The sequence below is a fragment of the Variovorax sp. J22R115 genome, from assembly GCF_030317005.1.
Lineage (GTDB): Bacteria > Pseudomonadota > Gammaproteobacteria > Burkholderiales > Burkholderiaceae_C > Variovorax.
In genome coordinates, this window is sequence record NZ_JASZYM010000001.1 from 184,673 (window position 1) to 198,480 (window position 13,808).

At 65.0% G+C, this 13,808-nt stretch carries 12 protein-coding genes and 1 pseudogene; 7 read left to right on the forward strand and 6 right to left on the reverse strand.

Annotated features, from left to right (window positions below):
• Positions 1 to 44 precede the first annotated feature (44 nt).
• Positions 45 to 1,277: an alpha/beta fold hydrolase gene (locus QTI04_RS00775; RefSeq protein ID WP_286613785.1), complete on the reverse strand. Its 1,233-nt coding sequence runs from the start codon at positions 1,275 to 1,277 to the stop codon at positions 45 to 47.
• A gap of 552 nt (positions 1,278 to 1,829) precedes the next feature.
• Between QTI04_RS00775 and QTI04_RS00780 the strand changes: the two genes are divergently transcribed.
• The 3 genes and pseudogenes from QTI04_RS00780 to QTI04_RS00790 all read left to right on the forward strand — a co-directional run bounded on the left by QTI04_RS00780 (position 1,830) and on the right by QTI04_RS00790 (position 4,189).
• Positions 1,830 to 3,047, forward strand: a complete 1,218-nt coding sequence (locus QTI04_RS00780) for an RtcB family protein (protein ID WP_286613787.1) — start codon at positions 1,830 to 1,832, stop codon at positions 3,045 to 3,047.
• 834 nt (positions 3,048 to 3,881) lie between these two features.
• A pseudogene (locus tag QTI04_RS00785) lies at positions 3,882 to 4,016 on the forward strand (integrase); the annotation flags it as partial.
• Positions 4,017 to 4,030: 14 nt separating this feature from the next.
• Positions 4,031 to 4,189 (forward strand): hypothetical protein, encoded by a 159-nt coding sequence (locus tag QTI04_RS00790; protein WP_286614140.1) that lies wholly within the window; start codon positions 4,031 to 4,033, stop codon positions 4,187 to 4,189.
• 1,121 nt (positions 4,190 to 5,310) lie between these two features.
• On the opposite strand, the gene QTI04_RS00795 is transcribed toward QTI04_RS00790, so the two are convergent.
• From QTI04_RS00795 to QTI04_RS00805, 3 genes are all read right to left on the reverse strand, one after another.
• On the reverse strand, positions 5,311 to 6,441 hold the full coding sequence (locus tag QTI04_RS00795) for a low temperature requirement protein A (protein ID WP_286613789.1): 1,131 nt from the start codon (positions 6,439 to 6,441) through the stop codon (positions 5,311 to 5,313).
• Positions 6,442 to 6,542: 101 nt separating this feature from the next.
• Positions 6,543 to 6,767 (reverse strand): Hsp20/alpha crystallin family protein, encoded by a 225-nt coding sequence (locus QTI04_RS00800; protein WP_286613791.1) that lies wholly within the window; start codon positions 6,765 to 6,767, stop codon positions 6,543 to 6,545.
• Positions 6,768 to 6,968: 201 nt separating this feature from the next.
• On the reverse strand, positions 6,969 to 7,502 hold the full coding sequence (locus QTI04_RS00805; RefSeq protein ID WP_286613792.1) for a DsbA family protein: 534 nt from the start codon (positions 7,500 to 7,502) through the stop codon (positions 6,969 to 6,971).
• A gap of 158 nt (positions 7,503 to 7,660) precedes the next feature.
• Here QTI04_RS00805 and QTI04_RS00810 point away from each other — a divergent pair, with 158 nt between their 5' ends.
• Positions 7,661 to 8,881 carry an alkene reductase gene (locus tag QTI04_RS00810; protein ID WP_286613793.1) on the forward strand — a complete coding sequence of 407 codons (1,221 nt, stop codon included), beginning with the start codon at positions 7,661 to 7,663 and terminating at the stop codon, positions 8,879 to 8,881.
• Positions 8,882 to 9,007: 126 nt separating this feature from the next.
• Complete coding sequence (locus tag QTI04_RS34230; RefSeq protein WP_353506167.1) at positions 9,008 to 9,220, forward strand: FAD-dependent oxidoreductase; 213 nt, start codon at positions 9,008 to 9,010, stop codon at positions 9,218 to 9,220.
• A 128-nt stretch (positions 9,221 to 9,348) separates the two neighbouring features.
• Here the strand turns inward: QTI04_RS34230 and QTI04_RS00815 are convergent, their stop codons facing one another.
• Positions 9,349 to 9,852, reverse strand: a complete 504-nt coding sequence (locus QTI04_RS00815) for a hemerythrin domain-containing protein (protein ID WP_286613794.1) — start codon at positions 9,850 to 9,852, stop codon at positions 9,349 to 9,351.
• A gap of 476 nt (positions 9,853 to 10,328) precedes the next feature.
• Positions 10,329 to 11,750 (reverse strand): PLP-dependent aminotransferase family protein, encoded by a 1,422-nt coding sequence (locus QTI04_RS00820; protein WP_286613795.1) that lies wholly within the window; start codon positions 11,748 to 11,750, stop codon positions 10,329 to 10,331.
• Positions 11,751 to 11,952: 202 nt separating this feature from the next.
• Between QTI04_RS00820 and QTI04_RS00825 the strand changes: the two genes are divergently transcribed.
• Together QTI04_RS00825 and QTI04_RS00830 are read left to right on the forward strand one after the other, a co-directional pair.
• Positions 11,953 to 12,996: an LLM class oxidoreductase gene (locus QTI04_RS00825; RefSeq protein ID WP_286613796.1), complete on the forward strand. Its 1,044-nt coding sequence runs from the start codon at positions 11,953 to 11,955 to the stop codon at positions 12,994 to 12,996.
• A 272-nt stretch (positions 12,997 to 13,268) separates the two neighbouring features.
• Positions 13,269 to 13,700 carry a hypothetical protein gene (locus tag QTI04_RS00830; RefSeq protein WP_286613797.1) on the forward strand — a complete coding sequence of 144 codons (432 nt, stop codon included), beginning with the start codon at positions 13,269 to 13,271 and terminating at the stop codon, positions 13,698 to 13,700.
• Positions 13,701 to 13,808: the final 108 nt, after the last annotated feature.

The following is a 13,808-nucleotide window of genomic DNA, read 5'->3' on the forward strand; positions in this document are numbered from 1 at the left end:
GCAGACATTCCTTTGCCGGGCACGCGAAGGCCACGTCCATCGGTTCACGCCCGGCCGCGGGCCATGTCGAGCAGGCGACCCACGATGCGCTCGCCATCGGCCCGCAGGCCGTTGTGGGCGTACTCGTTGGTAACCCAGGCCCGCAACCCACGAACGCCACGAGCCGTCTCCTCGGCAAATGATCGCTCCACGTAGACATCGTCGACGTACACGGTCGCTGCCACGGGGACCTCATTGCGGGCGAGGCGGTCAGCGTCGTACAGGCGCGGCCATGGATGCTGGGCCAGAAGCTGCGCCACCTCGCGGTGCGCGCGTAAGCCCGAGTAGTCGTCCCACATCCAAGGGAAGACGTGCTCTGCGCCGAGGAGGTCGCCGGTCATCGCCTCCTCGGGCGCGAGCCGGTGTGCCGACCAGCGGGTGGCACCCCCGTCGGCGTACGAGGACTCATGGAGCGTCGCGTAGATCGGATTGCGCTCCCAAGATGACGCCATGTGCGCGTCGACCATGAATGCGGCCGAGCCGAAGGGCAGCTCGAGCAGGTGGTGCAGCCGTTCGAACCCGGCGCTGTCGCCGAGCCACATTCCGGTCTGCCGAAACCGACGCGATGTGAGACGGTCGCCGTTGGGCAAGCGGACATCTTCCTCGTCGAGCCGGCGCAGGATCGTCCGCAATCGATCGAGGTCTCCTGGGTATCGCGCGTGATAGCGCTGGTTCGCCTCGCACACGCGCGCCCATGTCGCCGCGTAGACCTCGTCGACCGGCCGATTCGTGATCGGCGCGAGGCCGCCGGTGATCAGTACCTCCCGCAGGCCCTCGGGCGCCAGCGACAGATAGGTGAGCGAGGTGAATCCCCCGAAGCTCTGACCGAGCAGACTCCAGCGCTCGACGCCGAGTTCAGCGCGGATCAGTTCGAGGTCGCGCACGATCGAGTCGGCGCGGAAATGCGTGAGGTACTCGGCTTGGTCGGCAGGCGCTGCCCCTGGGATGACTGGCCCGACGGGCGTGGAGCGCCCTGTGCCGCGCTGGTCAAGCAGCAGGACCCGGAAGTCGGTAAGGGCACGCGCCATCCACCCTGAGGGCGGGCTCGTCGGGCGAGCCGCCTCGAAGCCTGGGCCGCCCTGAAGGAACACGAGGTAGGGGCGATCAAGACCGTCTGGTGCAGCAAGCTCGCGAGTGAACACGCTGATCGTGCCACGCAGCGGGTCGCCGTGAACCAAGGGAACCGAGTGCTCGCGCTCGCTCAAAACTGCCCCGGGCATGCGGTAGGTCGTACTCATGGCTCGCATTAGAACCCGAACGTATGCCTGCCTCCGGCGCGACCCGACTACCCGATTGCCTGCGGCGGCCCATTCTCGATTCGGGTAGCGCTGAAAGTGCGGTGCAGCAACGAGTAGCGAGCGAGTCACTGAGACGGCTCGTACTTCACGTCTGTTTGAGAGCCGTGTGCCGTCTCAGCATGCCAGCCCACGATTGGCCACTGAGACTTGTCCTCCAGAGGCAGAGGTCGGTTGACCCGACCGTTGTATTCGTCGGCGATGCGCGCGGCACGGACCTGCGGCGGCACGTGCGCACGCAAGAGCCCAACTTCGGCCGCCCGATCGTCACGACTTCAAGGGCTGCCCGATTGGCCTGCACCCGGGGTCTCCGGGATGGCTCACGCCGTGATTCCGCGGGTAAATCCTATTTCACCAGCTCACGCCCGGCCCAATGCCGGGTGAGGTTGGGTGAAGACATGGCAGACCGCCCGCCAGCGCCTTCGGCGATCAAGCCCCTGCTCGTCGCAGTGACACGGGCTCGAGCCCCATCGTGCTCAACAATGCGAGAAGACCATGGAAACCAACTACCTCCACGATGACGTGCCCGGCGGCGTGCCCATCAAGATGTGGACGCGCGGCGTGCCGGTCGAAGACGCGGCCAAGCGCCAGCTGACCAATGCGGCGCGCCTGCCCATCGTCTTCCGGCACATCGCGGCCATGCCCGACGTGCATTTTGGTATCGGCGCCACCGTGGGCTCTGTGATCCCGACCATTCGTGCAATCATCCCGGCAGCAGTGGGCGTGGACATCGGCTGCGGGATGATCGCCTGCAAGACCACGCTGGTGGCCGAAGACCTGCCGGACAACCTGGGCCCGCTGCGCTCGGCCATCGAGCGCGCAGTGCCGCACGGCCGCTCGCCGGGCGCGCGCGACTCGGGCGCGTGGCAAAAGGCGCCGGGCGCGGTCAACACCGCATGGGCGCAGCTCGAGCCGGGATTTACCGCGCTGTGCCGCGACTACCCGAAGCTGGCGAAGACCAACCATATCCAGCACCTGGGCACGCTGGGCACGGGCAACCATTTCATCGAGGTCTGCCTGGATGAAGCAGGGTTCGTGTGGTTCATGCTGCACTCCGGCTCGCGCGGCGTGGGCAACTACATCGGCACGATGTTCATCGAACTGGCCAAGCAGGACGCGACGCGCCACCAGGCCAACCTGCCCGACCGCGACCTGGCCTATTTCGAGGAGGGCAGCCGCCACTTCGGCGACTACGTGCGCGCGATCGGCTGGGCGCAGGAGTTCGCAGCCATCAACCGGGAGGTGATGATGAAGCGCGTGATCGAGGCCGCGAAGACGGTGATCCGCAAAAACTTCCAGAGTCACATCGAGGCGGTGAACTGCCACCACAACTACGTGCAGAAGGAACACCACTTCGGCGAAGACGTGTACATCACCCGCAAGGGCGCCGTCAGCGCGAAGGCCGGGGAGCTGGGCATCATCCCCGGAAGCATGGGCGCGCGCAGCTACATCGTGCGCGGCAAGGGCAATGCAGACAGTTTCGAGAGCTGCTCCCACGGCGCGGGCCGAGTGATGAGCCGTAGCGAGGCCAAGCGCCGCTTCACCCTGGCTGACCACCGCGCCGCGACTGAAGGCGTTGAATGTCGCAAGGACAGGGACGTGATCGACGAAACTCCGGCCGCGTACAAGAACATCGATGCGGTGATGGAGGCGCAGAAGGACCTGGTTGAAGTCGTCCACACCTTGAAGCAGGTGGTGTGTGTGAAGGGGTGAGCGCCGAGTGGCGCTCATTGCTGGTCACTTGTGAGGGAGAGGGTCATGGAGAATGAAGCGTTGTCGCGCCCGCCACGCGCGCGCCGATCCTCGACTGCCTGCGCCGATGCCGACCACGACGTCCAACTCATCTGCAGAGTGATCGTCCTTTTCATGCATCGGTACGTTTTTCAGGACGAGTACCCACCTCGTTCCAATTGCGCACGACGTAGTCTTGCTTCGCTATCGCGCGGTTGGCACGGCGAATGCTGCATCCATTTGCCGAGCCCGCTTGACCTCATCGCTGTGTAGGTAGATCGAGGTCGTTGAAACCGAGGCATGCCTCAGGTCGCCACGCGGTTTGAGGGGGCGTCTGTGGGACGTGCTGAAGACCTTAAGCAGTGGGGCGTCGATCGCGCCGAGCTCGAACCGAGTTCGGGCGCCGGCCGGCACCCTGGCTCTCGCGGGACTCTCGCGGAGCGACTGCTTAGAGGCGCGAAATTCGCGATGCTGAATGTCGCCGAAGGGGCCCTGACCTCCATTTGGGTGGCTAAGAAGGCAGTCGTTCGACCTTGCGATAGCGGAGTCGCACGGAGAATGCAAGCGGAGTACGACTGCAATACCTTGGGACCGGCAGTTGATGCCAATGTGCTCTTCGCTGATGAGCGACCGGAGTCGGCTTACAGCGCGACTTCACCCTGCGGTAGGGAAGGACCGCATCCGCTGCCAGGCCGCACAGGCGCTCGCTCCCGGGATCTACGATTGAAGTGGTTGAAAGCTCCAACGTGCAGCCGTGGGTGGCCGCGGCCATGACGGAGGGACGGCCAACGCCGTCCGTCAAGGAAGGAGCGCATCATGGAAGCGCACGTCACTTCAAACCATTGCCCGTGGAACAAGGGAAAGCTGGTTGGGCAGAAGGCCCCATTGAAAGCGAAGGAGATCTGGGCCATTCGAACTCATCTGCAAATGAGCAAGCGTGTGCGCGACCTAGGGGCATCGCGTGGCTGCCGCAGACGCTTGTAGAGGATGACATTGGCCAGGGGCGCCTGGTCGCAGCGGCCACTAGCGAGTGGGCTGTCCCTCTGGAAATCAGGCTCTACCGCGACAGCGAGCTTTTGGGGAAGGCTGCTAACGCCTTCTGGAATACGGCTGTTGGTGGCTGATCGGCGTCGAGCGCGCCTCGACAACTGGCGCTTCGCCCTGCATTGCGGTCACTCACCTTCGAAACGCCATAGGTAGCAACGGGCCGAGATGGTATGGACACCGCCCTTTTTCGGTGGCGGGGCCCCTCGGGCATCGAAGGGCTTCGATGTGACAGAGTGGAATTTCGACAAACCTGTTCCATGGCACTGCTCCTTTGTGTCCGGTGATGGGCTCGAGATCGTGCTCCATCGTTGGAAACGCCCGGAAGGTCCTTGGGATTCGTAAACGGCCCTTTCCACCTCAAGTAAGCATCTCGGCCTCGCCGTACTACTGGACGACCACCATGGCCGGCGATCGTCTACTGGCGCGGGTGACCGCCATGACGGCCGTTCTCACACAGGCTCCAGCGTGAGCAGACGAAAGGGAGGGCGTGGGGGATGTGCTGGTTCGTGCCCGTTGCAGACATCTGCGTGGGCTTGTCGAACCGGAGCAACCCGCCATTCGCAGACTTGGTCCAATTTGCCCCGAAGCCGACCTTTGCGTCGGGCATACGACAACCTCTGCAGGTCCGGAGCGCCCGACCCGGCGCCCAGCGCCCGCGTGCCGGCAAGTCATCCGGCTCGTGGCGTCGCATTGCAGTAGTCGAAGAACGCCTCCAACTCGCCAGATTTGTCGAAGACCGTATCCGCGTCCAAATCAAGACACCGACGGCGCATCTGGGGCGTGGGATAGTTGGTCAGAACGACCACGCGATGGTGCGGAGACCGACTTTGGCAAGCACGCACGCCGAAGGGCGTTTCGATGTGCAACGAATAGCCACTTCGGAGCATGCCGTACACCCAAGGCCACTTCACCGGCGCCTTTCATCGCTACACCGGGTTCACGCCGAAGGTATTCCGGTTGAACGCGCGAGAGGCGTCGAGCCGGGCCCATTAGATGAGATCGTCGGCCGGGATCGGGAGCAATGCAGGGGCGAAATGCATTAACCCCCAGACGCTGTCGAGGTCCTGCGGCGACGCTTCGGCCGGACACAGGGACGCTTGAGGGCCCGCTGCAGCAACGCTGTGCACCTTTACAAAATCAGCACAACTACGGCCAGCCCAAGTCTGCTTCTCCTCCCTCAAGCTGCGCACGTAGCGGCTCAGGCCGCCGCCTGCCTGGCGCGCACTAGATGGCGGTAGCGCAGGTTGAGCAGCACGTAGCAGATCATGGTCGCCGTGAGGCCCACCAGTATGGCGCCGAGCCCGAGCGGCAACATCAGCACGAGTGCCGTCAGGGCGCACACGGCCGCGGTGTTGGACAGCAGGTAAGGCCGCAGTTCGGGCACCTCCATGTAGTAGCCGTATTGCTTGCCCAGGAAGAACAGCACCGTACCGACCGCGGCCAGCTGACGGAAGTCACCCGGGTCGAGATCGTCCAGGATCGCATGCCGGATCAGCGAGGCCAGGATCGCCAGGCCGATGAACAGGAAGAAGTGCGAATAGAGGATCGAGTGCCCGGTCGCCAACTTGCGGTGTTCCAGCAAGTGGAAGCTGTCGTAGTAGATCCACCAGATGGCCGACACCATGACGAATCCGCTGACTGCGGCGATGACGTTGGATCGGATCCAGGTGATGTCCGCCAGCGCCGCGGAGATGCTGATCACCGATTCGCCCAGCATGATGATGGTCAGGCAACCGACTCGTTCGACCAGGTGTGCCCCATGCGCCGGCACGACGTGCAACCTCCGGCTCAGCAGCAAAAGGGCCGCCATGTCGAACACGATCCCGGCATAGAAGACCAGGTAGCTCCACGGTGGCTTCAGCATGACCGAGGAAAGGCTGATCGCGGCGCCGACGGCGAACACGGTGCCCACCGTCGACGCGAAGCCACCACGGTCGTGGTGCTTGCGCCTGGAGACGAAGTACATCACGGCGATGATCAGCCTCGCCCCGCAGTAACAGGCTACGGCCAGCGCGTAGTGTTCCTGGAGGCCGGCCGAGATCTGCGCCGAGATCACGATCAGCAGGAACATGATCAGCAGGGTGGACAGCCTGTGCTGGCGGCTGTCGGTGTCAAAGCGATTGGCGTAGATGGTGTGGCCCGCCCAGATCCACCACAGCGGCAGGAACACCAGCACGAAGCGCAGGATCTGATGCGCCCCGATGTGGCCCTCATGCGCTTCGCTCAGAATCTCGCCGGCGTCGCCAATGGCAACGACGAAGATCAGGTCGAAGAACAGCTCCAGCCACGTCGCGCGCCGGTGAGGGTCGAAATATCGCAGGTCCTTCATAGGTCATCCTAGGCCTGGAGCCCGGCCCTGCGCGTAGGGCGCCAGTGCAGGCCCCGTCTTGCCGAGGCAAGGTGGAGGGCATGCAGGGCGCGGCGCTTCGCTCATGTTCCTCCCACCTTGCGCAGGCGCACGATCAGGAAGGCTTTCTCCACTTCGGGCGGCTCGAGCTCCATGCCGGAGGAGGGCAGGAGGATGCGCCGCTCGAAGATGCCGTACGGGATCTCCAGCCGCCGCATCGACAGGCTCGGCACCAGCGGTACCGGGCGCGTTCCGCGCACTACGATGGCGCCAGGCTCGCCAATCACCTGGATGCGTTCGGCGCTCACGCCCGGCATGGCGCCCAAACAAGGACGATCTCGCGCTCGTTTTCGAACAGGTCCACCGGCGGCTCCCAGACCACCTGGGCCTGCTGCACCGCCGCGGGACGGAAGAACTGGCGGTGCACCCGCTCGGTTGGTCCATCAGGTCGCAGGCCTGCGCCCCCATCCAGCCGCTGGCATCCCTTTCGCGCGCCATGGGAACGGAGCTCAGGAAGCTCCCGCCGCGACCAGCATGATCGAGGCGAGCAGGGAAGCCTCGTCGTACCCGCCCCGGTGGAGCACGCCGTTGATGAAGAAGGCCGGCGTTCCCTTGACGCCGCTTTGCAGCCCACCCTTCATGTCGTCCTGGACCTTGGACAGGAACACGTGGCCGGAGAGGTCGCTGGCGAACCGCTTCAGGTCCAGGTGCAGGGCGGCGGCGTACTTCATCAGGTCGGCGGGCGCCAGTGCGTCCTGGTGCTCGAAGAGCAGGTCGTGCATCGTCCAAAACCGGCCCTGGGCCCCCGCCGCTTCCGCGGCCTCGGCCGCGAGCTGCGCGTGCGGGTGCACGTTGACCAGCGGGAACTGGCGGAACACGACGGCCAGCGTGTCCGGCAGGTCCTGCTCCAGCTTCTTCACGACCCCGTAGGCCGCACTGCAGTACGGGCACTCGAAATCGCCGTATTCGACCAGCACCACCGGTGCGTCCGGTGAACCGCGCAGATGGTCGCGCTCGTTGATGGGAGCAGTGAATTTGTTCATGGACCGAAGTTAGCCGCGCGCCGCCGACGTTTATTTCGGTTTCCTGCTGTCCATGGCGGCGGCCGGCTGACATTTGAAGCCTGGACACGCGGCGTCCGGTTTCGCCGCCGGCCAGGGTCGACACTTCGGCTCGTCATGCCCGAAAGAAGGAGTCCTTTATGTCTGCCACCATCGAGTCGCCCGCCGCGACAAACCAGGCCGCTGAGCCCCAGGACGCGGAGCAGCGGCTGTTGTTCCAGTCCATCAGAGTCGGTCGCTTCCAGTTGCCGCACCGCATCGTCATGGCACCGCTGACCCGGTCGCGTGCACGCCAACCGGGGAACGTGCCGTGGGCGCTGAACGCCTGCTACTACCAGCAGCGCGCCTCGGCCGCGCTGCTCATTTCCGAGGCGACGCAGGTCTCGATGCAGGGGCAGGGCTACGCCTGGACTCCGGGCATCCACAGCCGTGAGCAGGTAGAGGGGTGGCGCCTGGTCACCGATGCGGTGCACGAAGCCGGCGGCCGCATCGTCCTGCAGATGTGGCATGTGGGCCGGATCTCCCATCCCTCGCTGCAACCCGATTGCATGCCACCGGTCGCGCCCTCTCCCATCCGGCCGGAGGGGATGGCCTTCATCGAGAACGACAAGGGCGAAGGCGAGCTGACGCCCTTCGTGACGCCGCGAGCGCTGCAGTCCGAGGAAATGCCTTACCTCGTGCGCCAGTACGAGCGCGCGGCGCGCAACGCGATCAAGGCCGGTTTCGACGGCGTGGAGGTCCACGGTGCCAACGGCTACCTGCTCGACCAGTTCTTGTGCAGCGGCACCAACCGCCGAACCGACGCGTACGGTGGTCCGGTCGAGAACCGCGCGCGCCTGCTGCTGGAAGTCGTCGACGCGGTAACGCAGGTCTGGGACGCCGACGCGGTGGGCGTGCGCCTGTCGCCGATGGCAACGGCAAACGACATCCACGACGACGATCCCCTGACCACCTTCACCTATGCCACGTGCGAGCTGAACTCCCGCAAGCTGGCCTACCTGCACGTCGTCAACCCGGCCATGGCCGCGCTGGAGAGCAAGACGCCTCCCAGTGCGGCGGCCATGCAGATGCTGCAGCGCATTCGCCAGGCCTGGAGCGGCTCGCTCATGCTCGCTGGCGGATTCGACGCCGAGACGGCCGAACAATGGCTGAGGGAGGGCCGGGCCGACCTGATTGCCTTCGGCCGCAACTTCATCGCCAACCCGGATCTTCCGGAACGGCTGCGCGCGTACGCGCCTTTGAATGCGGACGACAGGTCCACGTACTACGGCGGCGGCGAGAAGGGCTACACGGACTACCCCAGCCTAGCGCAGGAGCGCGGCGAGGCGCCCAAGGCTTGCGTGGACGAGAGCTGGCGTTAGGCTCAGCCGAGCGGATTGGCGCGCCAGATGTCCTGCGCATCCGGAGAGCAGGAAAGGTCTGACCGCGGATCGCTCGAGGGCACCGGGCCCTAACGCGAGCCGAGCGGCGTTCCCGTTGTCACACGCGTGGACCTGCGTGGGATTCCCCGCACGCAGGAGGCTCGATGCCGATGGCATCGGTGCGAATGGCAAGCACGACAATCTGCTCTTTGCTGGCCGCAACATCAGTGCGAGTCATGCAGGCTTGGCGCTACGCGGGTGATGGCCACCTGCGCTGTCATGGGCGAGGCGGCGGGGACCGCGGCGGCCATGTGCCTGGACCTCGTCGAGGAGCACTGACTGCTGGTTCAGGCTCAGAGCAAGCGTCGCGCGCGCTCATGCAGAATTTGAGCAACGGGTTCTCTGGGCTAGGCCATAGCGAGCGGGTGGTTCGCAAATACGCGAGGGACCGGCACCAGCACCTGCGATCAAGCCTTGGCCTGCCCCATAGCCACCGAGATCGAGGATGCCACCGCGGCCCATTCCTCGCGCGTCAGATGCGTCGCTGTCTGCGAATGCAGCAGAGAGTCTTCTTCGTCTAAATGGACGAGCATCAATCGGCGGTGCTCATGCAGCAGCGCTTCAACGCCGTCACCTACGCCGGCCGGGCCGGAGGCCGCGGCCTTCAATCTCGTCTTGGCCTGCAGAAGCAGGTCATCGCAGCAATCGCGTGTGGATTCGAGGCGGATCAGCAGTGCGTCGGCCTGCACCGATCTGCCGCGCAGCGTTTGCACCAGAACGACGCCTTTGGGCCGATGCGTGGTGTGGTCGAATGCTTGCAAGCGTTCGATAAGCGCGGAAAGCGCCTCCGCTTGAGGGCCGCTGCAGGCCCAAGCTCCGTCGTTCAGGGCGTCGTCGACGAGGTTGAGCAATTCACGCAAGCGCGCGTGCTCGACACGCAACACTGCCCATGCACACTCAGCTGCCAACATGTCTTTGTCCCCTTAGAGCAATGAGGTACTTCTACTGCGTCCGGCGCAGCGCCGCAACATGATTTCAGTTGGGGGTGTCGCCGATCGCCGCCGTCGATTGAGGAATGGGAGTTGTTCTTGACAGGGTGTTTGGAACACAGGCTGCAGATGGCATCGGATGGGCCCATTGCTGCCCTCCACCTCGATGCCAAGCACTGCGCCTTCGCGGCGCCAGTGGACGTTCAGGCCGTGATCTGGTGGAAGACCTCCGCAGTTGTCCTCCTCCATTCCGTTCTTCGACTGCCCCATTCGCCACCTCGGTCTGCCATGAGGCAACGGATCGCTTTCTGCGACCTCAAGCACTGCAGGATGCGCCTGCATGGCTGCTGGCGAGGTGCGGAGCGCGGCTTGGACTGGGCCCGTCGAGCTCGAACGCTGAGCTCGCGAGCATCGAAGTTTCGGACGACCGGACTGGCTGGGCTTTGAGTTGAGCCCCGTCACCCTTGCATCAGGGATGTCGCGAGTTGGCCGACAGTTTGCATCGCCGACGTAAAGCGCGGATCGCCGCCGTGGCCATAGTTCAGGCGCAGGCAATGCGTGAAGCGCCTGTTGGCGGAAAACAGCGGCCCCGGCGCCAGGCTGATGCCGCGCTCACGCGCCAGCGCGTGCAATTTGGTCGTGTCCACGCTCTCGGGCAATTCGAGCCAGAGAAAATAGCCGCCCTGCGGTGCTGACATGCGCGTTCCGGCGGGAAAGTGGGTCTGTACCGCCTCCATGGCGACAGCCAAATAGCGGGCAAGCGCTGCGCGCATGCGCCGCAGGTGTCGGTCATAGCCGCCACGGTCAAGGTAGGCGGCGATGGCCGCCTCTGAAGGAATCGCCGGCGAAAGTGTGTACATGAGGCGCATCTGCTCAATCTTCGCGGCGAATCGTCCGCCCGCAACCCAGCCGACGCGGTAGCCGGGAGCCAAACACTTCGAGAAGGAGCCACAATGGATCACGAGGCCTTTGGCGTCCAACGCCTTGGCAGGCAGCGGCTTCTTTGCGCCGAAGTAAAGCTCGGCATAGACGTCGTCTTCGATCAGCGGAATCTCATGCTCTGCGAGCAGCGCAACCAGCGCCTTCTTGCGATCATCGGGCATCAAACTTCCCAGGGGATTCTGGAAGTTCGTCATGAGCCAACAGGCCGCGACGCTATGACGTTTCAGCGCTGCGGCCAGGGCGTCAATGTCGATGCCCCAAGCCGGCGAGGTCGCGACCTCAAGCGCGCGCAATTGCAGTCGATCGAGCGCCTGCAGCGCGGCGTAAAACGTCGGAGACTCCACCACCACCACGCTCCCCGGCCTCGTGACCGCCTGCAGGCTCAGGTTCAGCCCCTCCATCGCGCCATTGGTCAGCACGACTTCGGTGGGAGAGATGACCATTCCGTCCATCGCGTAGCGCAATACGATGTGACGGCGCAGCGCCTCGTTGCCCGGAGCGAGGTCCTCGACCAAGCGCCATGGATCGAAGTCACGCATTTCGCTCCCGAGGTGTCGCGCCAGTCGCGTGAGCGGGCACAGCGACGGGCTCGGAAACGCCGAGCCGAGCGGTACGAACTCGCGGCGGTTCATTGAACCCAGCAACTCGAAGACCAGCTGGCCAGTGTCCACCATCCTCGCTCGTCCATTGGGCCTCGAATCGTCGGGCGCCGTTATTTCCGCCTGGGCAAGGTCTCCTTTCACGTAGTAACCGGAGCGGGAGCGCGCCTCGACCAGACCGCGCGTTTCGAGCAGATAGTAGGCTTCAAATATGGTCGTCCGGCTGAGGCCGCGGGCTGCGCTCGCAGCCCGCACCGAGGGAAGTCGATCGCCCGGCCGCAGCATTCCGGAGCGGATCAGCTCAGCAATTTCGTTCGCATAGCGTTCATAGAGGTTCATGAATTCAAGGAAGCGAGTCAGCCAAGGGGGCTGCTCCATTTGCACAAGGCGTCGCCTGCATTAGGCACCCACATGTTTCGGTGCGGACAACAGTAATTCGCGTCCGCCCGCACATGTCGCTGTCCTTGGGCAGTTTTCGCAGCAATCGGGAATACTGGCGCCCTCGCCCTGCGTACGCTTGCGCCATCAAACAGGAGCGCGCATGCTGAAAGTCAATTCGATGGCCACGGTCGACGAAGCGCCAGGCTTTAGTCGCATGTTCCGCGTGGGCCGCCTCACGCTCGGCGTCTTCTTCCCCATAGAGGCCTACACAGGCGATGAGGCGTCGATGCACGACCAGGAGCGGCTTGCGCAGCGCGCCCAGGCGCTCGGCTACGCCGCCCTGTGGGTGCGCGACGTGCCGCTGCGCGATCCGAGCTTCGGCGACCTCGGTCAGATCTACGATCCCTGGGTGTACCTCGGCTGGATTGCGGCACACACGCAAACGATCGCGCTGGCCACGGGCTCCATCGTGCTGCCGCTGCGGCACCCGCTGCATGTGGCCAAGGCCGCTGCCTCGGTCGACCGGCTGTCGGGCGGCCGGCTGGTGCTGGGTGTGGCGTCGGGCGACCGACCGGTGGAGTTCCCGGCCTTCGGCGTCGACATCGAACGGCGCGCCGCCCTGTTCCGCGAATACTTCGAGGTGATCCGCCGCGTGCTGGAGCGCGAGTACCCGACGTTGACGTCGACGGCCGGGGTGCTCGCCGCCAACGCGGACCTCGTGCCCAAGCCGGTCGGACGTCTGCCGATGCTCGTCACCGGAAACAGCGGGCAGCCGCTGCCGTGGATCGCCGGGCATGCCGACGGCTGGATCACCTATCCGCGCGGCATCGATCGCCAGGCCGAAACGGTGGCGCGCTGGCGCGGCGAGGTCCATGCCGCCAAGCCGGGCGCCTTCAAGCCGTTCGTGCAATCGCTCTACGTCGATCTCGCCGACGATCCGCACCTGCCGCCGACGCCCATCCATCTCGGGTTCAAGGCCGGGCGGCACTTCCTGCTGCGCTTTCTCGACTCGCTACGCGTGGTCGGCGTCAACCACGTCATCCTCAACCTCAAGTACGGCGAGCGGCCGGCGTCCGAGGTGCTCGAGGAGATCGGCACCGAGGTGCTGCCGGCCTTGGCCGACGCGCAGGGCGACAAGCCTGTTGGCGGCGAGTTGGAACCTAGCGATGCCGAGGTCAACGAAACGCTCGCGCCGCAGCATTGAGGCGTGCGCCTCAGGAGACCACCGATAAAGCGCAGCTTCGTTTTCCTCGCCACCAAGCTCGGGGCGCGGCGCGGTCCCTGGCGATCCCGTCGGTGGCTCAGTTGGGGCAAGGACCGTTGCACGCGGAGTGCCCATCTGGCCCGGTCGGAATTGCCCGCAACTGGTCATGTTCGCCGGGCGCTTGATTGCCGAGAATCGAAAGCCTGACCCGAGGCGGCGACACACTCGCGCGGCATCTGGCCGCCGCGCCGCCGCGGGCAGTCATACGTCAGATGAAAACAACCGAAATGCTAGAGCTCGAACGGGCACTCCACTCGATCGAACTGATCCTGGCCGCCCGCTACGGCGATCATGAATTTGCGCCCTGGTCCGGCCCCACCAATCTAGGCGAACTGCCTCCGCCAGCGCAGGAGGTCGTCATCCGCAGGGTCGAGGAGGCCAACAAGGCATCCCAGGAGCGCGCAGCCATTCATTTCTGCCTGACGTCCGCCGCCAGGCTGCTGACGGTGACACAGCTCCTCATGACCGAACCCGTCTACCGGTCGCCCGAGCATCACGCCCGGCGGCTAAGCGACCTGGTGGACGAAATCCGCGCCGGGGCGCGGTCCGCCCACCAGGCCGCATTGATGCTGCTGGGCCAGGATACAGGCTCGGCCCGGGCCGTCGATGGGGCAATGCAACAAGCTGCCGGCAGGAACGCTTGAGCCGAACGGGTGCGGGCGAAATGGTCGCGATCGAGCATTTGCGGACCGGCGCTTCACCCACTGCGTGCGCATCAACTAGGTCATGGAGGTGACGGGCGCTTCCTCCCC

Bases quoted from the DNA above. Each gene is read 5' to 3' on its own strand.
- QTI04_RS00815 (WP_286613794.1), bottom strand. From the start codon at position 9,852: ATGTTGGCAGCTGAGTGTGCATGGGCAGTGTTGCGTGTCGAGCACGCG.
- QTI04_RS00825 (WP_286613796.1), top strand. From the start codon at position 11,953: ATGCTGAAAGTCAATTCGATGGCCACGGTCGACGAAGCGCCAGGCTTT.
- QTI04_RS00775 (WP_286613785.1), bottom strand. From the start codon at position 1,277: ATGAGTACGACCTACCGCATGCCCGGGGCAGTTTTGAGCGAGCGCGAG.
- QTI04_RS00795 (WP_286613789.1), bottom strand. From the start codon at position 6,441: ATGAAGGACCTGCGATATTTCGACCCTCACCGGCGCGCGACGTGGCTG.
- QTI04_RS00820 (WP_286613795.1), bottom strand. From the start codon at position 11,750: ATGAACCTCTATGAACGCTATGCGAACGAAATTGCTGAGCTGATCCGC.
- QTI04_RS00810 (WP_286613793.1), top strand. From the start codon at position 7,661: ATGTCTGCCACCATCGAGTCGCCCGCCGCGACAAACCAGGCCGCTGAG.
- QTI04_RS00805 (WP_286613792.1), bottom strand. From the start codon at position 7,502: ATGAACAAATTCACTGCTCCCATCAACGAGCGCGACCATCTGCGCGGT.
- QTI04_RS00780 (WP_286613787.1), top strand. From the start codon at position 1,830: ATGGAAACCAACTACCTCCACGATGACGTGCCCGGCGGCGTGCCCATC.
- QTI04_RS00830 (WP_286613797.1), top strand. From the start codon at position 13,269: ATGAAAACAACCGAAATGCTAGAGCTCGAACGGGCACTCCACTCGATC.